We start from the raw sequence: 22,086 nt of genomic DNA on the forward strand, positions 1-22,086 counted from the left end.
GAAAGGTCACTGGCTATCATCCATTGGCTCTTCTATCACCTTCCTATTCAATTGGTCAGTGCAGGGATTCTCACTGCGCCGCAACGCTTTTCTGGCCGTGGGCCTGCGCACCTTGGTAGCGACCTACTCCAAGCTGGGTTCTTGAACTTCGCTCAACCGGTCTCGCTTTAGGTGAGTGGGGATTTTATCTGTTAATTGCCTTGATTGCGCTCTCGCTCTGGACCGCCCTTCGCTATCGCCCGTTTCGCGTCTCACATAAATTCATGGCTGTGGCCTATTTGATGGTTGCCGCACACTCTGCCCTGCTGCTCAAACACAGCTATTGGGGCACGCCAATTTACTTTCTCACCATGGCATTCATCGTGATTGGCGTCTTGGCTGCGATATATAGTTTGCTGGGGTTGATTGGCCGTTACCATCAATATGATGCGCGGATTAGCCGCGTTCAATATCACCCACTGAGCCGCATTTTAGATCTTGAACTGCATATGCCCACCTCTTGGCCCAGCCATCGCTGTGGACAGTACGCTTATCTTCAATTTGGCCATGAAGATCCCCATCCGTTTACGCTAGTGTCTGGCTGCAAAGGGGGTAAAGTACGATTTCTTATCAAAGAGTTAGGCGATTTTACTACTGGGCTAAATCAGCGTATCAACCTAGGAGATTCGGTTCGAGTCGAAGGGCCATATGGGCATTTTTCACTCCATCAATCTAGCCCACAAATTTGGATCGCTGGCGGTGTCGGCGTGGCACCCTTTGTGGCGGCTTTACACGGTTATGCCGAGCAGCCACCACGCTATCCGGTCTTCTTTTTCTTCAGTTGTCGCGGAGTGGATACGGCCATGCTCCAAGAATTGCATCAACTTGCGACACGCAGTGGGGTGACGTTGGAGATTGTCGATACGCGATACCAACCGCGCCTCACCATCGAAGGCTTGGCGCAGCGCTTTGTGCATTTAGACCACTACGATGTCTATTTCTGCGGGTCAGAGTCGATGTCTGCTCAGCTTAAAAATGATCTTAAACGCCATCGTTTCGATACCGCGCATCACTATCACGAAGAGATGTATGCGATGCGTTAGCCACCAAATCGTACCGTCACCACCCGCCCGTTCGCGGTGACGGTATTGCAATAAGACCAACCTTGCTGCTTAACCAGCCTATCGGTGAGTTCCAGCCCTAGCCCAAAGCCTAGATCGCTGTCTTTCTCCTGGTCAGTGTCATTGTGGTTTTCAATCACCAATGTGTCACCCGTTTGCGAGATGACCACTTTGCCTTTCTGCGTGTGTTGGAAGGCATTACGCACTAAGTTCGTGATGACGATACGCGTCAGGCCACTGGGCAGTGTCACCTGAGTATCGTCGGTCGACTCAGCAACGGTGACCGCTTTGCCATGCAGTAAATAGTTGAGCTCCTGACGGATCTGCATCACTAACTGGCCGATGGCGAACGAGGTGCTCGGTAAGGCTTTCTCCTCACGACGATTGAGCCACAGTAGGGTTTCGGTGAGATCGGTCATGGTCAGCGAAGCACGCTCAATGCGCGCCAATACTTCACGCTGCTTAGGGGGCTCAACCTGACGCTCGATCATTTTGCCCAGCAGCTCGGTATTGGTTCGCGTGACCGCAATCGGCGTACGTAGCTCATGGCTGGCATAGCCAAGAAAACGCTTTTCACGCTCGACACTGGCTTGTACCGAGCGCAAGCTCGACTGAATCATCTCGGCGAGCGCATTAAGCTCTCGGTAGTGAAAATTGGGTATCGCCGCATCCAGCTTATCTTCATCCAACGATTTCGCCCATGCGCCCAACTGTTCAACAGGTGCCGACACATTACGAATAATCATCAGCAACACCACGGAAAAAAGCGCTATCGCACCGATCGCGGTAAAAACGATATAGAAAAATGGCGGCAGCTCATCACGGCTCATCGGCGTGGTGCGATCACGATCGCCTATCTCTATAGCGGCAAAACGGCGCTCACCATCTTGCTCAAGCTGCATGACAAAATAGCCTTTCTTAGGTGGACTGAGCAAGGGAATGCCTTCGATGTGTTTGAGTAGACGGCCATCGGCCAAATCCTCTTGATCAAAATGCTGCGTGATACGGGTGGGTAAGTCTTGCCATCGCTTCGCAACCAAGAGGTCATCTTGCTGTGTGACCTGACCCGGCGCAACGTCGAGATGAAACGCTTGAGAATGGACAAATCCGCGCATGGCCTCATCCATCCCTGAGAAAAAATAGCTCACCGCAACGCCTGACATTCCGACAATCGCGCTACTGCCCATCGCCACCATCGCCAACACAAAATAGAGCCGTAGACTACGCCTTAATCGCATACTCGTTCCTCACGTTTAAGCGCAAAGCCTCGCCCCACAAGAGTCTGTATCCGTTTGATTCCACTTTGGCCATCCACCGCCTTGCGAAGGTGGTACATGTGCACTTTCAAGCTGTTGCTGTCGGGCTGTTCATCCCCCCAGACGCTCTGCACCAGTTTGTCTCTCGAGACACTGTTTGGACTGGCGCGCAGTAACGTTTCCAGCAGTTTGTAGCCTATCGGTGTCAGTTTCATCTCCTGCCCATCGCAGGTCGCGGTTTGTGTGGTGAGATCGAGCTCGACTCCTTCCGCACTCAGTAGCGTCACTTGCCCACTGCGCCGACGCGAAAGCACTTGCGCGCGAACGATCAACTCCTCCATCGCAAACGGTTTAATGAGGTAGTCGTCCGCCCCTGCGGAAAAGCCCCCCAGTTTGTCGTCCAAGGTGTCTCGTGCCGTCAGCATGAGAACCGGCACATCAAGGCCACTGGCGCGCAGTTTCGCGCACACTTCTAGGCCATCCATTTTGGGCAAATTTAAATCTAGGATCACCACATCGTAGCGCTGATTTTGTATCAGGCTGAGCCCCGCCACACCATTCGCCGCGTGGTCACACTCAATGCCCTCTAGCGCGAGGTAATCGATAACCGCAGTGGCCAAATCGAGATCGTCTTCCACCAGCAAACACTGTAAATGGTCGCTTTGCATGCTCTCCTCCACACCCACCATCGATGTTCATTCTTTGCATAATAAGAGCTTAGACAATCATAGCCTAGTTCACTTGTTGAGTAACTCGACGTCCCGCTCCACTGATGCGCTGCTTGAGTGCCAACAAGAGCGCTCTGACATCCTGATCAATCATCAACAGCGATGGCGTTAAGATCAAAGTGATCAAAGTAGCAAACAAGATGCCGTAACCCAGCGCCGCAGCGGCAGGGATCAAAAATTGCGCTTGCATCGATGTCTCACTCAACAGCGGCGCAAGGCCGGCAAACGTGGTCACGGATGTGAGCAGCACCGCTCTCAGTCGACCTGAACATGCTTGTTCAATCGCTTCTGATACCGACAGTTTGGCCTCTTTGACCAGCTCATTGTAACGAGAAACGAGGAGCAAGCTGTCGTTAACCACGACGCCACTCAGTGCCAACACCCCATTCAGTGACAAGATGCTGATGGTCAAATCGTTCCACCAGTGACCCAAGATAGCGCCAACAATCCCAAACGGAATGGCGACCATGATGATCAAGGGCTGAACGTACGACTTGAGTGGAATCGCAAGCAGCGCAAAAATGACGATCAGAGCCAGCACGAACGTCGACTCCATTGAGTCGGTGGACTCCTTTTGCTGCTCAGCTTCACCGGTAAAATCGATTTTGAGCGTCGGATAATCCGCTTTCAGTGTCTTCACCAAGGTGTTTTCAAGTTGTGCGACTAACTCATTCGAGGCGAGGATATCTTTGTCCACCGAGGCACTGACATACACCGCACGTAAGTTGTCGATACGGGTGATCTCTGACGGCTGATAATCCGAGTACACCTTCGCCACCGCCGACAAGGGCACCACAGTACCATCGCTGGTTCGCACGCTTGATTGCGCGATGTCCGCTAACGTTTGACGCTCACCCTCGGGGTAACGGACCCGGACTTTGACTTCGTCTTTACCCCGTTGAAAACGCTGTACAATGTCGCCACCAAACGATTGTAATACTTGCTGAGACAGGCTTGCGGTATCCATGCCCATTGCACGGCCTTGCTCTGTCAGTTCGAATCGATACTGCGGCTCACCTAAATCTAGGTTGTCATCAATACCACTTACCCCGTCAATCGATTGCAGTGCCGCTTTCATTCGGTTCCCGGCATCAGTCACAATCTCGTCGCTACTCGCTTTGAGTTCGACTTTAAAGTTGTCCACCATCTCCTGGTGAGAGCGAATGCTGAGCTTTTTAACCCCTTCCATGTTACCCGACATCGCCAGCCATGCATCAGCAAACTCATCAATGTTATACGGCGCCTCTGGCGCTAGCTCCACTTGGATAGAGCCTGAGCGGTCGGCCGTGGCCGACACCTGTAGACTGGCAATCGCCGACGTGTCGCTCTCGCCCCGCAATTGGGCATCCACCGTAAGCGCATGGCGCTCGAGGGTCAGTAAATTGGTTTCGGTTTGACCAAAACTGACATCGTTGTACATCGACATTTGAGCCGAGACGGTGTCGCCGGCGATGTCTGGAAAAAACGCAACGCGCACGGCGCCGGTGAGCGGCATACCAATCACTAAAATGAATAACGCCAAAAAGCTGAGTACGACGGCATAGCGAAATTGCAGTGCGATTTTAATCAGCGGCTTATACACACGTTGGTTGAAGCCGTTTAACCCTCGCTCCGCGCCGCTCTGAATGCGGTTCCAAATCCCTTTGTTGTCTTTCCGGTGAGTGTCAATATGCGCCAGGTGCGCCGGTAGAATGAACTTAGACTCCACCAATGAGAGCAATAAACAGATGGTCACCACGGTGGCAAATTGCGCATAAATTTTGCCCATGTTGCCATCAATGGCGGCAATCGACAAAAAGGCAGCCACGGTGGTCAGAACCCCAAAGACGGTCGGCGCCGCCACTTTGAGCGTGCCTTTAATGGTGCTCTCTATGGTGTCCCCCTCAGCTCGGCGGGTCGCGTAAATGCTCTCGCCCACGACCACCGCATCATCCACAACGATGCCGAGCGCCATGATGAAACCAAAGGTGGTCATCTCGTTGATGGTCAGCCCAACGAAGGAGTCGGTCATAAAAAACAAGGTGCCAAAGAAGACAAAGGGCAAACAAGCTGCGACCCAAAATGCCACGCGCAGGTTAAGAAACAGCGCCAACACAATAAACACCATCGCAATACCGGTGAGCGCGTTGGTGGCAAGCAGTGATAGACGCTCTTTGATCATGGTACTTTTGTCATACCAAGTTTCCATGTCGACATTGTCAGGCAATACGTTACTTGCTCGCCACTGCTCAACCACCTGTTTGGCCTGCTCAACAATGTTGACCACATCACTGCTGTCATCCATCAAAATCTGGATGCCGATGGCATTTTGCTGGTTATAACGGGACAACGAGTAGCTATCTTCTTCGAACGTGTCGCTGACCGTGGCAATATCGCCAAGTAGAATCTGTGCGCCTGACTGAGTTGTAATGATGGGAATTTGGCGAAAATCTTCCACTTGATACGCTTGCTCTGACGCTTTGAGGCGCACGGTTTTTTCGCTGTTGCGCAGGCTGGTCGAAATGGCCGTCGCGCTTTCTGCGTTGATGGCATCCGAGACATCCGTGAGTGATAAGCCATAGGCCTGCAAAGCCTGCTCATTCACCTCCACCGAAATCATCCGCTCTAGCTCTGCATTGATAGAGAGATCGCTGATCGCACTCTCACTCAACAAATCGGATTTCAGATCTTGAGCCAAGATCTGCAATGTCGAACGGTCCGCATCGCCATACAGTTGCACCCAAATCGCATGATCCTGACGACGTGCTTTTTCGATGACCGGATTGTCCGCTTCCGCTGGCCAGTTGTTGATGGCATCCACTTCGTTTTTGACATCCGTCAGCAAGGTATCCAGATCGTAACTGCTCTCTTTTTCAATCGACACATAGCTGCCAGTCGAATCCGACGTAGAGGTAATGCGTTTGATGCCCGGTACGGTTTCCAGCGCTTCTTCAATTTTTATCGCAATCCCTTCTTCCGCCTGAACCGGATCGCCACTGTCATAGCTGACAGCAACACTGACCACATCAGGTTCAAGAGTAGGGAATGCCTCTTTACGCAACGAACTGACGGAAAACAACCCCACGATGATCACACCCATCATCAATAAGTTTGCCGCCACTGGGTTGCGAGCAAACCACGCAATCACACCCGTAGAGTGATTCGACTGACTCATGATTTGCCCTCCTCATTGGCCAACACTTTCATGCCGACTTGAAAACTGCTCAACGGACGCATCACTACTTGAGCCGCTTCTTCGCTCAGCGGATCAATATAGACGAAATTGTTGCGCTCAAATCGCTTGGTTGCGGCAGCTTTGACCAAGCTGCCTTGTTGGTTGACCATCCAGACTTCCCCCTGCTGCGAATACGCAGATGCAGGAATTTGCCAAAGGTTATCGACCTCAGGCCCAGTTAAAGTAGCTTTGACAAATGTACCGGGGTACAGAGGAGACGCCTGCACAAGAGGTCGTTCCACTACCGCAATCACTGAACGCTGGCGAGTGGTCTCTGTGATATGTTGGTTAGCGCGATCAACGCGCGCTTGCCATTGGTGTTGGCTTTGACTGTCCGTCAACGTAACTTGCCACTGCGTGACATCACTCTGGCCGTCTGCTTGTAAGGTCAACCACTGCTGCTCCGACAAGGCTAACTCGACTTCAACACGATCCACGCTGTAGAGCGTCGCAATGCTATCGCCAGTCGAGACGTAGCTGCCCGGCTGAATAGAGCGGGCTACAATCAGCGCATCAAATGGGGCACGAATGCGGGTGTCCTCGAGATCTTTTTTCGCAGCCGTGAGGGCTTTTTCTGCGTTATCCAATGCCGCTTTAGCGCTCTCGAGCTGGGGTTCACGTAGCACCAAGGTGGAACTTGGTTCACCGGATAATCCAGAGCGTTGCCACTCTGATTTGGCTTGTTCACCTTCACGCTGCTCTTCTAGGTAGGCAAGCTTTGCCGCCGCGACGTCCGCTTCTGCGCTCGCGACCGCTTGCTGGTATTGCGTATTATCCAGCGTGGCAAGGATCTGACCTTTTTTCACCACTTTCCCCGTTTCAAAATCATCAGCCAAGCTCACCACGCGGCCATTGACCTCACTGGTGAAACTGAGGTTGTATCTCGGCTGCGCCTCAGCGTAGCTGGTGATTTGCGCCTGATAGCGGTTAGCTTGAGTGGTCTGTACCGCAACTTGTGACAGCACGCGACTGGCCGATGCGCTTTGCTCTGGTTGTACCCTTTGCGCTTCCTGCGCGGGGGTCTCTCCAGGGCCCTTGGGCGGCGCCAGTTGGCTTCCATTGTAGGCAACAGCGGCAAAAATCGAACCCGCGGCAACCAGCGTCACGGCTAGGGTCAGTGCATTTTTTTTCATCAAGATACTCCTAGGCCTAGCGCGAGGCCCAAATCAATTCGGTTTAACAATCGCTGGTAAGTGGCGCTCGTGAGTTGCGCTTCGATGTCGTAGGCTTGCTGCTGAACAGTGAGAAGGTCAAAAATATCCACCAGCCCCTCTCGATACTTTTGTTCATAACTTTCAACGCTGCGGCGCGCGCTCTGTAACGCGCTCTCGAGATATTGCTGCTGCTTCTCCAAAGCATGTTCTTGGCCGACAGCGGTTTCTACTTCACTTACGGCATCAAGGAGTGTCTGTTGGTAAACCCAGTAGGTTTGCTCGGTGGTCAGCTCGGCCAACTCCGCTTGAGATTTCAACTTACCACCTTGAAAAATCGGCGCTGAAATCTGACCCAACACGCTCCACACAGGGTTGGTGAGTAGCGCCTCACTCGGGGTTTGCGCTAGGTCGGTCAAACTGGCTGAAAGACTAAATGAGGGCAACATCGCTTTGTAAGCGGCATCGGTGCGCAGTGCTTCCGCTTCAATGTTGTAAAAGGCTTGCTGTAAATCAGGTCGACCAGCCATGTTTTGTACGCCCAGACTGTCGAGCGGATTGAGCACCGTCGCAAATACCGTCGGCACTTCGTCCCCGCTCAATTGAGGGGCACGCAGCCCAGTGAGCAGTGCTAAGTTGCGCTGACTTTGGGCCAGGTTCTCTCGATATTCCGCCACGGTCGCGCGCGTGGAAGAGGAGTTGGTTTTTGCACTGTCGATCTCTTCTAGACTGCCTAGCCCAACTTTGTAGCGCTCTAGCACCAGCACTTCGTTGTTTTCGAGAATGTCCAAGCGTCGCTGCTCTATATCCAACAGTTGTTTATTGACGCTGATTTCAAGCCAGCCCCGCATCACGTTGGCCGCAAGCAGATCTTTTGCCGCCTGCAAGCTCGCCTGTGTGGCGGCGATGTCTCTCTGCGCGGCGGCGCTGCTATCCGCCAATTGACGCCAGATATCCAGCTCCCAACTGACATTAAGCTCACCCGTGTAGCTCTCATCGCTGCCTTCTGTTTGCTCACCAGACAACCCAGCACTCAGTGTCGGCCATTGGTCCGCCGCGGTGATACCGTGCTGCGCATACGCCATTTTCAGGGCAACAATACTTTGTTGAAGGCTGGGATTATTCTCCATGGCCGCCGCTAAATAGGGCGCTAGCGCTGGAATGTTCACCAAATCGGTGATCGCCTGCAAAGGCTCATCACTTGGTGACTGTTCATCCACCAACTTGCTGACTAGCTGTTCAATGGCCAGCTCATTGCTGATTTGCGCTTGGTCTACGTAATCGGTGCGATTGCCTGAGCTGCAGCCCAGAAGGCTCGCCACGACAAGGCTGATTAAGGTTGTTCGAAAGGTCATGCTTACATCTCTCCCATCTGATAACGGTAAGAGTAAACAAGGCGGGGTTAAGAGAGGGTTAAGATACAAAAAAAGAGCAGGCGATGCCTGCTCGATAGGGGAAGGTGAGACTTAGATTACGCCACTTTCGTGTCGCGGGGAGCCATACCTTGTAGCTGGTTGTCGAAAAACTCTTCGTGCAAGGCACAAATCGCCGCTTTGTACTCCTTATCACTGACGACAAACTGCACGTTGACGTTACGCATCGACGAGTGCAAAGCGTAAGGCGTAATGTCAGCGTTCATGAGGGCGCTCACTCCTTTCGCTAACGCTTTGTTGGTATCGATTTGCGAACCAATCACCGAAATCAGCGCCACCATTCGGCCTTTGATTTCTGAATTCGGATAGCGTTTTTCCGCTTTGTACAACACCTTGTTCAGGCTATCGCTGTTACCGCCCAAATAATAGGTAATAGAGTTGGCGTTCATCTCTTTACCAATCAAGCTGACATGGGCATCCGAGATGATCTCCATCAGCTCGTAGCTGAAGTTGTCTGCTTCGCCGACCATGGATTGGTCAAAGAGATGCAGCGCAAAGACCTTCTGCTTACCGGCGATAATTTCCACTTTGTCCGCCGTCGGCTGGAACTGGTTGGAAATCAGAGTACCACGATGCTCAGGCTCAAACGTGTTCTTGATTTGCAGCTCAATGCCGCTTTCACGCAGCCCTGCCGCAGCATTCGGGTGAATGGCTTCCATCCCGAGACTTGCCAACTGATCCGCCACGTCATAGTTAGTGTGGCCAATTGGCAATACTTTCTCAGGGCCAACGACGCGAGGGTCCGCCGAGCTAAGGTGATACTCTTTGTGGATAATGGCGAGATCCGCATTGGTCAGTGTGGCGATGCGGCTAAACGTCATCTCGCTGTAGCCACGATCAAAAGTCGACATCAGGCCGTCTTTACATGACGCATAACCCGTGACGATGGGGAGCTCTTGGCTGACATCAATCTCTTTAAAGGCGTTGAGGATATTCTCATCTAAGCTCTCGACTTTGTCAGAGCTCCAGCCTGAGAGGTCAACAAAACGCGCTTCAATGCCCATATTTTTCAGTTTTAATGCCGTGTTAAATGCACTGTGCGCTTCACCTATTGACGCCAAAAATTCACGTACTTGAGGCAAGTAGTGGCGCAAAGTGAACTGGCCGTATTGGCACGTTTCCAGAATATTTGAGATGCAGTTGCGCGCCTCAGAAATACGCGAGCGAATGAACTTGTCCGCGCGCATCCGGTTCATGGGGTCGGCAAACATATGCTCGTTGGTCAGCAGCATGCGCTGCTCAACCTCTGCCAATGCATCGCTCCAGCTGTCATCGCGTTTCGCGATCAGCTGATACACCCCAGGTTTGCTGGTCTTTTTACACTCCAGCAGCGCATCCGTGATGCCGCCATACGCGGACACCACAAACACTCGATTATAGAGGTTGTCCCGGTTGGGACGCAGGATTATGTTTTCTAGCACGGCATCAAATGCCGTCATTGAGGTACCGCCGATTTTCTCTACGGTATAAGTCATAATATCGCCTTTCGTTCGATTTAATGGTTAGGATTAGGTGCGTTGTTCCTGCTCATTGCCCCTAATCTGCGATGGGATAGACCCCTTTTTCATCATGCACTTCTGCGCCTGTCAGTGGCGGGTTGAAGACACAGGCCATCACCATGTCGGCCCCTTTGTAGGCGCGCAGATAATGCTCATCGTGCTTATCGAGGATGTACAATGTGCCCGGCTCAATGTGGTATGTCTTACCACCGACGACTTCAATTTCACCTTTACCGCTCATGCAGTAGACAGACTCCAAGTGGTTTTTGTAGTGAATGTGCGTTTCGCTGTCTTCGTAAATCGTCGTGATGTGGAAAGAAAAACCCATGTTGTCGTCTTTGAGCAACATACGCACGCTTTCCCAATTATCCGTCGCGATACGACGTTCACTATCACGACATTCATCTAAGGTTCTGACTATCATTCTCTGTTCCTTTTCATTTTCTTTTTCTGCCAACCGAATGGGGTCGGTACGACGTTGTTTTGAACTTAAGACGCTTGCTTAAACTGCTTAACCGCGACCCGTTGAACCGCCTCTTCAAAGATGCGCAGACCTTGTTCTAATTCTTCTTCTGTGATGGTCAGTGGGCAGAAAAACTTCACCACTTCATCGTCAGGTCCTGCTGTCTCGATCACCATGCCGAGCTCAAAACAGTGCTTAGCAATCTCGCTGGCAATGTCGCCGTTGACACACTCAATACCTTGCATCATGCCGCGACCTTTCACTTGCTCAAACAAGTTAGGGTGACGCTTCAAGCTGCGAGTAGTCACTTGCGTCACTTTGTCGGCGCAGTTTTTCACGTGGGCTTCAAACTGTGGATCGGCCCAGTAGGTCTCAAGCGCTTTCGCTGCGGTGACGAAAGCATGGTTGTTACCTCTAAACGTACCGTTGTGCTCACCAGGCTTCCAAATATCCAGTTCCGGACGCAGCAGTACGACGGCCATCGGTAAGCCGTACCCACCAATCGACTTCGAGAGCGTCACGATATCTGGGGTGATCCCTGCAGGTTCGAAACTAAAGAAGGTGCCCGTACGGCCACAGCCCGCTTGAATATCATCAACAATCAATAGAATACCGTTGGCTTTACACAGTGCATCGAGTTTTTGTAGCCAAGCGTTAGAGGCCACATTCAACCCCCCTTCACCCTGTACGGTTTCAAGCAGTACAGCAGCAGGTTTGTCCATACCGCTTGAGTTATCTTGCAGCATGGTTTCAAACAGTTTTAAGCCATCAATATCGGCATAACCATCAAATGGAATACGCGTCACTTGGCTCTGCATTTGGCCCATTTCTTGGCGGTGATGCTGGTTACCCGTTGCAGCCAGTGCGCCAGCAGTACAGCCGTGGAAACCGTTGGTAAAGGCGACAATCGAGCTACGTCCTGTCACTTTACGCGCCAGTTTGAGCGCGGCTTCTACCGCGTTTGTGCCCGTTGGGCCAGTAAACTGCAGTTTGTAGTTGAGTTCACGCGGCGCAAGGATGATGCGATTAAACGCGTCAAGAAACGCCGCTTTGGCGGTGGAATGCATGTCTAAACCATGCGTGATGCCATCAGATTCGATGTACTCCAACAAGGCCATTTTTAGTACCGGGTTGTTGTGGCCATAGTTCAATGAGCCCGCACCGGCTAAGAAATCGAGATAGCGCTCGCCCCCTTCAGTTTCTAGCCAGCAACCTTTGGCTTTGGTGAATACCACCGGAAAGTTGTTTGAATATGAACGTACTTTTGATTCTTGCTTATTAAAAATATCCATAATAAGACCGTTTGGGTTCCTCAATTATTTATTGGGACGAGTGTGCGTGAGCACGAGAAAGTGGGATGCGATACAAATACTCAGTATCGTGCTCCCCTTTAAAATGGGTGTTTTGGTCCAAGAAAACCGAAATCTCACCGCGCTTGCCATGACGTTTGTCCAGCTTTTCGAACAACATCCACGACGCCGTATTGTTCTTTGTTATCGTCGTTTCTATCGCGTTGATGTCGGACAAGGTGTCGCGAGCGAGCAGGCGGTCTAACATTTTCGAAGCGATGCCTTTACCTCGGTGATCGCTCGATACCGCCACTTGCCAAACAAACAGCACATCTGGCTGTTGTGGCTTGCGGTAGGCAGAGATAAATCCAGCCACCTCATCATCAATCTCAACCAAAATGCAGGTGTCCGCAAAGTGGGTAGACTGAAGAAAGTTACAGTACGAAGAGTTAACATCCAGTGGCGGACAATCTTTGATGAGTTGGAAAATCTGGTCGCCATCGGTATCACTCGGCTCTCTAAACCGCCACGTTGGGCGTTGGGGTTGTGTAATTTCCGGATACATAACCCAGGGCGCTGACGTAATCATGTGCAGATACATTTCCTTTGAACTCTAATTAAATTCGCCATTATTATGAGCAAAATCGGGCACCAAAAATCAAATCTGGCGCCGAATCAACCGCATTTTTGTGATTAAAATCACATAAATCCAAATTGCACATAAAGTTTAACAATGGTTAGTGCACTAAATTATTTCATTCGGAGTATCATGTCGCGCGCGTCTATGATTAACTAAGCTTATATTTATCTTAAGTGACTCGATTGGAACCCCCGATGATTCGAACCCTAATTAGTTTTCTCATGCTCCTCTCACTGAGTTTCCCTACCCTCGCGGAGCAAGAAAAATACTCCGACTCCGAGATGCTCGATCGCCCGCTAATGGAGCGCTATATCCTCGATGAGCTCAAAGCTCTGCGCCAAGACCAACAAGATTTAGAGCGCCGCTTGGTGGTTCAAATTACCGACCGAGAGCTCGAAGTGGCCGACAAATCCCTCAACTACGCCAACGTCACCGTGACCTACTTTTTCTACATCATCGCCGGTGTCGCGTCGTTGATTGCCTTTGTTGGTTGGCAATCTCTGCGAGAGTTCAAGCACAACACCAAAGACATGGCCGACAAGCGACTCGATGCGATTGCCAAAGAGTACGAGAAGAAATTCAGTGCACTGGAACGCGATCTAAAACGTAAGACGCGCGTGATCAGTGAAAACAACAAAGAGATTGAGAAGATCAATGAAATCCACAACTTATGGCTAAGAGCGCAAAGTATGCCGACCGCCGAGCAGCGAATTGATGTGTATGATGAGATCTTGACCATGCGACCGGGCGATCTTGAAGCGCTGACCTACAAGGCGGATGCAGCGATGGAAATTCGCGAGTACCACTGGGCGTTGAGTCTGTGTAATCGTGTCCTTAACCTCGACAACAATAATGGCCCTGCACTCTATCAGCGTGCTTGTGCCTACTCTCGTTTGGGGATTGAAGAGCAGGCAATTCTGGATTTGGAATTAGCGATTGAATCAAGTCCTTCGATTCGAGAATTGATCAATACGGAGCCGGATTTGGAGGGGCTACATGGCAACCCACGCTTTGATGCCCTGCTCCTCGATGAGCACCACTAAGCTTGATAGATTTCCAGCGGTAAACCATCGGGATCTTGAAAGAATGTGAAGGCTCTACCTGTGAACTCATCCACTCGGATGGGTTCCACCTCTACCCCTTGCTCTGTTAAATATTGCCCGTACGCCTCAACGTCATCCACCACAAAGGCTAAATGACGCAATCCTCGCGCTTCAGGTCGGGTTGGTCTTTCAGGCGGTGATGGAAAGGAAAAGAGCTCAATTTGACCACCACCAGGCAAAGCCAAATCCAGTTTGTAGGAGGCTCTTTCCGCTCGATAGTTTTCCGCAATCACCTCAAATCCTAACACCTGAGTGTAGAACGCTTTCGACGTCGAATAGTCAGAGCAGATAATGGCGACATGGTGGAACCCTTTGATAGACATCAGTCATTTTTCCTTATTTTTTCAGTGTCCTAGAAAGATTATGGACGATTGCGTCCAAAGTGATTGGACAGGATGACACTTTTTCCATTCATAGACCGCGCTTATAGTAACGCCATCGCTTCGCTGCCTCAACGCAGCGCAGAAAACCTTTTGATAAGCGGGCCAAGTGGTGGTTGACCATTGTGAACATCAGCCCTAGTCATCAGTACAACATAGACAATTTAGGAGCCAACATGACTCACCCAATCATTCAAGATTTGAACTCTCGTTACACCGCGAAAAAATACGACCCGAGCAAACGTATCTCGGCAGAAGATATGGCGGTGATCAAAGAAGCATTGCGTTTATCGGCCTCGTCAATCAACTCTCAACCTTGGAAGTTCATCATTGTTGAGTCTGACGAAGCGAAGCAGCGTTTTCATAATACGTTCGCGAACATGCACCAATTCAACCAACCGCATGCGACCGCGGCCTCACACACCATCTTGTTTGCTTACGATCCTAAGTTCACCAAGGAGAAGTTCGCCAAACGTGTTGACGCTGAAGTTACCTCGGGCCACCTACCTGCTGACATGTACGATGCGTTTATGGGTGCCTATGCGTTTGCTGACATGAACACCGATGAGACCGGCTTCAATGGTCACTGGACCAAAGCCCAAGTCTACCTAGCCCTGGGCAATATTCTTCACACCTTAGCTCGCCTTGGCATTGATTCTACGCCAATGGAAGGAGTGGACCCGGCATTGATTGGTGAAGAGTTTAAACAAGAGCTCGACGGTCACGTGGTAGAAGTCGCACTTGCGATGGGTTACCACCTAGACGGTGAAGACTATAACCACGGCTTGCCTAAAGCGCGCTTGGCGCTAGACGATGTAATCACCACGTTGTAAGGCATCAAAATGACTGAACAACCCGTTACTGTCGTCGCCAATGTGATCGCCAAAACGAACGATATTGAACAGGTAGAAGGCGCTCTGACCAAGTTAGTGACGCAAACTCGCAAAGAAGTAGGGTGTATTTGCTACGATTTGCACAAAAACAACGACAATCCTGCCCATTTCGTTGTGTATGAAATCTGGCAATCCGAGCAAGCACTGCAAGCGCACGCCGCCAGCGCGCACTTTCAAGCCTACGGCGCCGAAGTTGAGGGCATGGTGGAGCGTTTCTCCGTCGATAAGATGACGAAAATCGCTTAAGTCTCGCCCAACAAGCAGGCAAATTCAGATGATAAACATCCCCCGCCTATCCATTGATAAGCGGGGGATTTTATTATTTGTTAACAGTCACGAGGCGGTTACTCTGTTTGAGTGGTTAGCAACGTCGATTTACGGCGCTTGGCGACTCTCAAAGCGATACCGACCAACATCACCAAACCACAGACACCGTACACCTGCATTACCGTCGGGTCATTGGAGACAAAACCTACATTCGAGAACATCACATACGCACCCAACACCATGTATAAGATGATCGCTGACGCTTCAAAGCGAAATGCCCACGGTGTCACGTCCATTGACTCGTTGATAGGCATCTCGTACTCGGTGTCACGAGGAGCAATACGGCCAATGATGAACATCAACGCCGTACAAACAACAAATAGAATGGCCAGTTGGTGCAGGAAGTGAATCGGCGTATCGAACACCAACTGCATGGCCCCGTAGGATGACACAAACACCACCAATGCCACTTTCGCCGCCAGTGCAGGCACACGTTTAGAGATGTAACCGACAAATACGATAGTAAAGATCGGCACACTAAAGAAGCCCGCAACCATCTGCAAGTATTGGAACAAACCTTCCGGTGCGTACATGATAAATGGCGCGATGCAAACCGAGACGATAGCAATCAACACACCAAACACACGTCCTTTGCCCACCAGCTCCTCGTCGCTTTTATCTCTGCCAAACAAAGGTTTATAAACGTTAAGTGCAAAAAGCGTGGTTGAGCTGTTGAGTACCCCGTTGAAGGTACTCAATATCGCACCAAACATGACCGCAACAAAGAACCCCACCAATGGCTTAGGCAACACTTCATTGACAAGGCGCGTGTACATTGAGTCTGGATTGCCTGCATCGGCGCCAAACATGTGAAACGCAATGATACCGGGAATGATCAAAAACAGCGGCGAAATGACCTTAATCGCACCGGCCAAAATCACACCTTTTTGACCTTCTTTGAGGTTTTTTGCGCCCAATGCACGTTGAATGATCGATTGATCCGTTCCCCAGTAGTAAAGGTTCACCAGCAACAAACCCGTAAATAGGGTTGAGAACGGCAGTGGATCGCTTTCGGTACCGACCGATTGCAGCTTCTCTGGCGCCGCCGTTAGTAGAATATCCAACCCTTCGGCAAAGCTGCCACCACCAAGCACCATTAAGCCAAACACTGGGATCATCAATCCCCCAATAATCAGCCCAACACCATTGATAGTATCAGCGATCACCACCGCTTTCAGGCCACCATAAATAGCATAGAAAAATCCGAGTACACCTATGGTCGCGGAGATCAACGCAATCGAGCCAAACTCAGAAATACCAAGCAAACCTTGCACATCAAATATCTCACCCAATACCACTGCGCCAGCGTACAAGGTGGTCGGGAGAATGTTAATCACATATTGGCAGAGGAAGAGTAAGGTAACGAACTTTTTCACCGACATGTCATAGCGGCTTTCGAGAAAGTCCGGAATGGTGGTAATACCTTGTTTAAGGTATCGCGGGACCAGCAGTAGCGCGATGATCACCAAGGTGACACCGGACGCGACTTCCCACCCCATCACACTCATATTGTGGGTATAGGATTGGGCACTCATGCCGACAAAACTGGTGGCGCTGAGGTTAGTCAAAATCAGTGAGCTAGCAATCAACCCACCGGTCAGGCTTCGTCCACCGAGGAAGAAACCTTCTTCAGAATTGTTCTTATCGTTACGCACTTTGTTGTAGGTAAATACCACCACAAAGCCCGTAAACAGCAAAAACGACAGCAGTACGGTTATAGACATCTTGTTTCCTTCATTATTGAAATATTCTAATTAGCGCTTGGGGATCGCTTTTTCGTTATGTAGGGGATCACGCTAAACCGTGCCGGGGGTCTGCTTAGAAGCTCAGCAGGCAAAGCCTAGCGTGATGGTAAACTTGTGACGTTAATGGGTCTTTTTCAGATGGACAATCAACGCCGATTCCGGGTCTAAAATGGGTAAAGTCACACCAATTTCTTTGAGGTTGTCGCCGCTTAATTTCAGCGTCTTATCCAACCATTTCGGTCTTTGTTTCATCAGTTGGAAGCTGGTTTGCGGCATTTCGACGATCGTCACTTCATAACGCGCGTGTTCATCCACACAGCTGACACGCAGCGGCGAAGGTAGCGCGTGATTCGGCATCGCCAATTGACACACCGTCAGCAGCATTTCTTCGCCGTTTTCCACGCCATAGATGTGCTGGCGATCATCAGCAGGGTCGATGCGAAATGAGCGGCCGTGATGCAACAAATGGCGATAGCGTTTATGCAAGGCGATATAGTGCGCAAAGGCGGCTTTTTCTTCTTTGCTGACCGACACGGGATCAAGTTCAACCCCCATATGTCCACCCAAAGCAGTCACACCACGCATGTTGATGCTGTGACGACGGTTGGTTGAGTGACACTCAGCGGGGCCAATGTGCGCCCCCATCACCTCCGGTGGGAAAAAGTAGCTCATGCCACGCTGAATGGTTTGACGCTCCAACGCATCGTTGCAGTCTGACGCCCAGAAACGATGGGTTCGTTTTAAGACCTCAAAATCAATACGTCCACCGCCCGATGAACAAGACTCAATCTCCACTGTTGGATGTGACTCAAGTAACTTATCCACCAAGCGATAAAGCGCCTTGGTTTGACCATGCACCGCCGGTTTGCCTTGATGGCCAGGTTGAACCAATTCACGGTTCATATCCCACTTAAGATAGGTGATGTTGTAGCGGCTTAACAGATCGTTAAGCCTGTCATAGAGGTACTCAAAGCAGAGCGGATTTTGCAGATCTAGCACATACTGCCAGCGACCTGACGGCTGATGATAGCCTTGTAAGCCCAGCACCCAATCAGGGTATGCGCGGTAGAGATTGGAATCTTGGCTCACCATTTCAGGCTCCACCCACAAACCAAACTCCATGCCCTTATCATTAACGTGTGCAATCACTGGCTCGAGCCCATCGGGGTATTTGTTTTCATCCAGATACCAGTCTCCGAGGGCGCTTCGCTCACCGTCGCGGCCCACAAACCAACCATCATCAATAATGAATCGCTCCACGCCCATTTCTGCCGCTTCGCTGGCCATCTGCATGATGTACTCCGGCTTGTGGTCAAAATAGATGCCCTCCCACGTATTCAGATGCACTGGACGAGGCTTGGTTTGAGGGAAACGCACAATATGAGAGCGCACGAACTGATGGAAGCGCTCAGAAATACCGTTGAGACCGGTTTGGCTGTACACGCCATAGAGCCAAGGTGATTGGTAAACGTCGCCGGGCGATAAGCGCATTTCACCAGAGAGCAGCAACTCACCCGCTTGAACAAAACGGCGTCCGTCACTTCGTACATCAGCGCGCATTTGATGGTTGCCACTCCAACCGAGGTGAACACCCCACACCTGACCTTGCTGCTCACTAAAGCCATTGGTTCCGACAAACAAGCCAGGGAAATTCTCGTGAGAGGTACGTCCACGGCGATTCTCTTGCATAAAGCCACCATGTTCAAAGCGCTGACGCTGAGTTTGGAACTCATGACACCAACGGCCGTGGAAGGTCATCAGTTCATTCGCGTGATTCGGCAATGGTAGCGTCGACGATAGCTTGCCAAGGTAATAGGTTGATGCGCCAACATTTTTTACCGCAACACGTTTTTGCAGCACATCGCTGACAGGGTCCAGTTGCAACTCAATCGTGAGCGCGAGCCCTGCCACATCATCACTGAGCTCAAAGGTTGCGCTGTGATCGCTGTGAGAGACTCCCGTTACCTGGAAAACCGGTGCCCAGTCCTCTCCATCACGATGCCCTTCTATACCCGGTGCGTTAAAGTGCCCACTACCGAGTTCAGGACACAAGGACAAAGGCACATCGACATCCAGTCGAGCTTGAGATATCGGTCGCTCGGTAGAGAGCAGTAAATCCTCATCGATTTGAGCAATCTTCGCTCCCCAATGAAGAATCTCAGGAACGCGATCTACTTTAATGATCACGCTGTGTTGTTGACTTGATAAATGAATAAATTGGCTCATACACCCTCTTGATGTTTTCGCAAACATAATGAATAGATTCATTGTCCTACTTTTCACTAGCGACACGACATAACCCGCCTATAAATGTGATCAATATTAACCTCACACTGACAAGACTGTGCACCACTTCAATTTGTTTTCGGAAACAAAAGTATAGTGGTATGATCACATTAAGTTCGTTATATTGGAGTGGTGTTTTTATGTCCGTCACCTTTAAAGATGTCGCAAAATTGGCCGGTGTATCAACGCAGACTGTCTCACGTGTCACCAATGGTGCTGACAGTGTCTCCCCTGCCACACGCGATAAAGTCAACGCAGCGATCAAGGCGTTGGGCTACGTGCCCAACAAGGGCGCTCAAATGCTCAGCCGAGCGAAAAGTCATATGGTGGGCGTGGTGTCATTGGATCTCTCGTTGCATGGCGTGGCGCTGATTGACAGTGGCATTCGCCAACAAGCGCAACAGTTGGGTTATGGCACCGCACTCTCTGTGGTCAGCCAGACAGACATGGACGCGATGAAAAGCGCCATTCGTGAGCTGATGGCGCAGCAAGTGGACGCCATCATTATCAATGCCCCATTAGATAGTGGCCAAGCAGTACACTTGGTCGAGAAGTTCTCGCAGCTTCGCTTAGTCTTTATCGACGTTCCGCCCGATACACCAGCCCACTCGGTGTGCGCCGCTCACTATGAGGGTGCAAGTCTTGCGGCCCAGCATTTGATTCACTGTGGTCGCGAGCGTTTTGTGCTGATCTCAGGTCCACAAGAGTCCACGGCGTCATCCCTACGCTTACAAGGCTGGCAAGAGACCCTCTCAAACCATCAAGCGCAAGTAGTGCTGTGTGAAACTGGGAACTGGCAGGCTGAGAGCGGCTATTTGGCCATCAAAACCGCCCTTGCAAGGCGTCTCTCATTCGATGCGGTCTTAGTGGCCAGTGACCAAATGGCGCTGGGCGTTCTCTGCGCCCTCAATGAACATGGTATTCGTGTACCCGATAACGTTTCGGTGGTGGGCTTTGATGGTCAACAGGACAGCGCCTATTTCACCCCTGCCCTCACCACTGTCGAGCAAGACTTTTTCACCATTGGTCAACAAGCGGTCAAGATCGCGATTGAGAGTGACAACAGAGGCCCTCACCAGCGTGCCCAGATCACCGTACCTGTTACCCTCCTCCAACGAGAGAGTAGCGCGATGAAAGTCGCCCAGCCCTTGGACAAGAATGCGATTGTTGCCAAGTTGGAAGAGATAAAAGCGCTGCTTTGAACGCGGAGAATGACCGGAATCCAACACGTAAAAAAACCGCCTTGCGGCGGCATGGTCAAACTGCGTTCGACAGAGTTGTGAGCGACCATCAAACCAATACTGAGCCTAAATAGAACCTACCCGTTTAGGCTCTGGTACCTTTATTACTGACAACCGTCCGGGGGGCACTAGTTGTAAGCACGAGCCAAGATACCGTTCCCTTGATATTGGTAAACGTTAGAATTATGGCTGACAAACACCGACTCTCCTGGACGCAGAGTGACGTGTTCATCATTGGCACTGATGACCGCTTCACCCTCAACGCAAAACAAAATTTCTGCGCTGCGCAGATAGATGGATTTCACTTCATCCGTCGCAGACAGAACATCAAAACCGAAATCATCGACAGGAATCGGATAACTCAACTTACCCTCTTTAAGTACGGGCTCCAGCTTAATGTGGCGAGGATCAATAGGCTCAAAACGCGTGTTATCTATCAGCTCTGGAACATCAATGTATTTCGGCGTCAGCCCCGCGCGTAGAACGTTATCAGAGTTTGCCATGATCTCCAGCCCTGTCCCTTGTACATAGGCGTGAGGTGTTTCCGCATGTAAGAACATCGCCTCTCCAGGCGCCAACTCAACCGTGTTCAACAACAAGGGAGAGAACAAGCCAATGTCATCTTTATAGTGTTGTTTAAAATCCGCAACGTACTGAAATGCTTCACGTGACATAGCGGTTCTTGCAGGGCGCTCAATAGCGGCATACAGCTCTTCAAGAGCAAACTGCTTCGCAGCGCCCTCGAGTGACATAATCGCGCTAAAAAAGCACTTGAGCGAATCGCTATTGGGTTGCTGCTTAAGCTGCGCCAATTCTTGGCTTAGTGACGCTATGTTGGCTTCGTTAAACAGCGCGATGATCTCTGCGATAGGACGAAAACCATTCATGGCTTTGTAGAAGGTTAACGCATACACCAACTCCGGCTTGTGATTCGGATCTTTGTAGTTACGGTTTGGCGCATCTAGGGCAATACCCAAGGCGTTTTCTCTCTCAAAGCCCTGTTGTGCTCTCTCTTTGCTCGGGTGGACCTGTATCGACAACGGCGTTTCTGCCGCCAGTACCTTAAACAGATAGGGCAACTCACCAAAACGAGCAGCCGTATAATCTCCAAACATGCCTTTGCTGTCTTTCGCGATCACCTCTGACAGCAACTCTCCCGTGGCGGCAATTTTAGAACAGCCGTTTGGGTGCGCACCCATCCAAATTTCCGCTTGCGGCTCATCGTTAGGGTTCTGAATACCAAACAACTTGGAGATGGCATGTTTACTTCCCCAAGCGTAGTTTTGAATGACGTTTTCTAGTTTAAAAATCGACATGATGCTTCTCACAACAGCTTAA

Annotated in this window: 18 protein-coding genes; 5 read left to right on the forward strand and 13 right to left on the reverse strand. The window is 50.8% G+C overall.

Annotated elements, in window-relative coordinates:
- Positions 1 to 263: 263 nt before the first annotated feature.
- Complete coding sequence (locus AC6R1A_RS08885) at positions 264 to 1,082, forward strand: ferredoxin reductase family protein (RefSeq protein WP_500633420.1); 819 nt, start codon at positions 264 to 266, stop codon at positions 1,080 to 1,082.
- On the opposite strand, the gene AC6R1A_RS08890 is transcribed toward AC6R1A_RS08885, so the two are convergent.
- The 9 genes from AC6R1A_RS08890 to ectA form a co-directional block, all read right to left on the reverse strand.
- A complete protein-coding gene (locus AC6R1A_RS08890) occupies positions 1,079 to 2,338 on the reverse strand; it encodes a sensor histidine kinase (protein ID WP_500633419.1) in 1,260 nt (419 codons plus the stop codon). The genes AC6R1A_RS08885 and AC6R1A_RS08890 overlap by 4 nt on opposite strands.
- Entirely contained in the window at positions 2,329 to 3,024 is a 696-nt protein-coding gene (locus AC6R1A_RS08895) for a response regulator transcription factor (RefSeq protein ID WP_500633418.1), read from the reverse strand. Before AC6R1A_RS08895 ends, AC6R1A_RS08890 begins: the two co-directional genes overlap by 10 nt.
- A 64-nt stretch (positions 3,025 to 3,088) precedes the next feature.
- Positions 3,089 to 6,238 (reverse strand): efflux RND transporter permease subunit, encoded by a 3,150-nt coding sequence (locus tag AC6R1A_RS08900; RefSeq protein ID WP_500633417.1) that lies wholly within the window; start codon positions 6,236 to 6,238, stop codon positions 3,089 to 3,091.
- The gene (locus tag AC6R1A_RS08905; RefSeq protein ID WP_500633416.1) at positions 6,235 to 7,431 is read right to left on the reverse strand and encodes an efflux RND transporter periplasmic adaptor subunit; all 1,197 of its coding nucleotides are present in this window, start codon (positions 7,429 to 7,431) and stop codon (positions 6,235 to 6,237) included. The genes AC6R1A_RS08900 and AC6R1A_RS08905 overlap by 4 nt, the downstream gene beginning before the upstream one ends.
- The gene (locus AC6R1A_RS08910) at positions 7,431 to 8,804 is read right to left on the reverse strand and encodes a TolC family protein (RefSeq protein ID WP_500630892.1); all 1,374 of its coding nucleotides are present in this window, start codon (positions 8,802 to 8,804) and stop codon (positions 7,431 to 7,433) included. The genes AC6R1A_RS08905 and AC6R1A_RS08910 overlap by 1 nt, the downstream gene beginning before the upstream one ends.
- 116 nt (positions 8,805 to 8,920) lie before the next feature.
- A complete protein-coding gene (locus AC6R1A_RS08915; RefSeq protein ID WP_334553273.1) occupies positions 8,921 to 10,357 on the reverse strand; it encodes an aspartate kinase in 1,437 nt (478 codons plus the stop codon).
- A 61-nt stretch (positions 10,358 to 10,418) separates the two neighbouring features.
- Entirely contained in the window at positions 10,419 to 10,805 is a 387-nt protein-coding gene (locus tag AC6R1A_RS08920; RefSeq protein WP_334553271.1) for an ectoine synthase, read from the reverse strand.
- A gap of 65 nt (positions 10,806 to 10,870) precedes the next feature.
- Positions 10,871 to 12,136, reverse strand: coding sequence for a diaminobutyrate--2-oxoglutarate transaminase (gene ectB, locus AC6R1A_RS08925; RefSeq protein WP_487902757.1), 1,266 nt, complete (start codon positions 12,134 to 12,136; stop codon positions 10,871 to 10,873).
- Between the two features lie 28 nt (positions 12,137 to 12,164).
- Positions 12,165 to 12,722 carry a diaminobutyrate acetyltransferase gene (gene ectA, locus AC6R1A_RS08930; RefSeq protein WP_487902758.1) on the reverse strand — a complete coding sequence of 186 codons (558 nt, stop codon included), beginning with the start codon at positions 12,720 to 12,722 and terminating at the stop codon, positions 12,165 to 12,167.
- A gap of 272 nt (positions 12,723 to 12,994) precedes the next feature.
- Here ectA and AC6R1A_RS08935 point away from each other — a divergent pair, with 272 nt between their 5' ends.
- Positions 12,995 to 13,816: a tetratricopeptide repeat protein gene (locus tag AC6R1A_RS08935; RefSeq protein ID WP_420378219.1), complete on the forward strand. Its 822-nt coding sequence runs from the start codon at positions 12,995 to 12,997 to the stop codon at positions 13,814 to 13,816.
- Here the strand turns inward: AC6R1A_RS08935 and gloA2 are convergent.
- On the reverse strand, positions 13,813 to 14,199 hold the full coding sequence (gene gloA2 / locus AC6R1A_RS08940; RefSeq protein ID WP_487902759.1) for an SMU1112c/YaeR family gloxylase I-like metalloprotein: 387 nt from the start codon (positions 14,197 to 14,199) through the stop codon (positions 13,813 to 13,815). The two genes, AC6R1A_RS08935 and gloA2, sit on opposite strands and share 4 nt — an antisense overlap.
- Before the next feature lie 233 nt (positions 14,200 to 14,432).
- Between gloA2 and AC6R1A_RS08945 the strand changes: the two genes are divergently transcribed.
- Both AC6R1A_RS08945 and AC6R1A_RS08950 read left to right on the forward strand, forming a co-directional pair.
- Positions 14,433 to 15,089: a nitroreductase family protein gene (locus AC6R1A_RS08945; RefSeq protein WP_500628203.1), complete on the forward strand. Its 657-nt coding sequence runs from the start codon at positions 14,433 to 14,435 to the stop codon at positions 15,087 to 15,089.
- Between the two features lie 9 nt (positions 15,090 to 15,098).
- Positions 15,099 to 15,395, forward strand: coding sequence for a putative quinol monooxygenase (locus AC6R1A_RS08950; RefSeq protein WP_500630893.1), 297 nt, complete (start codon positions 15,099 to 15,101; stop codon positions 15,393 to 15,395).
- A 98-nt stretch (positions 15,396 to 15,493) separates the two neighbouring features.
- On the opposite strand, the gene AC6R1A_RS08955 is transcribed toward AC6R1A_RS08950, so the two are convergent.
- Together AC6R1A_RS08955 and AC6R1A_RS08960 are read right to left on the reverse strand one after the other, a co-directional pair.
- The gene (locus AC6R1A_RS08955; protein ID WP_500630894.1) at positions 15,494 to 17,200 is read right to left on the reverse strand and encodes a solute:sodium symporter family transporter; all 1,707 of its coding nucleotides are present in this window, start codon (positions 17,198 to 17,200) and stop codon (positions 15,494 to 15,496) included.
- Positions 17,201 to 17,341: 141 nt separating this feature from the next.
- On the reverse strand, positions 17,342 to 19,447 hold the full coding sequence (locus tag AC6R1A_RS08960) for an alpha-galactosidase (RefSeq protein ID WP_500633415.1): 2,106 nt from the start codon (positions 19,445 to 19,447) through the stop codon (positions 17,342 to 17,344).
- A 200-nt stretch (positions 19,448 to 19,647) separates the two neighbouring features.
- Here AC6R1A_RS08960 and AC6R1A_RS08965 point away from each other — a divergent pair, with 200 nt between their 5' ends.
- Positions 19,648 to 20,709 carry a LacI family DNA-binding transcriptional regulator gene (locus AC6R1A_RS08965; RefSeq protein WP_500633414.1) on the forward strand — a complete coding sequence of 354 codons (1,062 nt, stop codon included), beginning with the start codon at positions 19,648 to 19,650 and terminating at the stop codon, positions 20,707 to 20,709.
- 167 nt (positions 20,710 to 20,876) lie between these two features.
- Here the strand turns inward: AC6R1A_RS08965 and manA are convergent, their stop codons facing one another.
- Entirely contained in the window at positions 20,877 to 22,064 is a 1,188-nt protein-coding gene (manA, locus tag AC6R1A_RS08970; protein WP_500633413.1) for a mannose-6-phosphate isomerase, class I, read from the reverse strand.
- Positions 22,065 to 22,086: the final 22 nt, after the last annotated feature.

It is taken from the genome of Vibrio sp. R10-SG3-ISO3 (genome assembly GCF_059834225.1).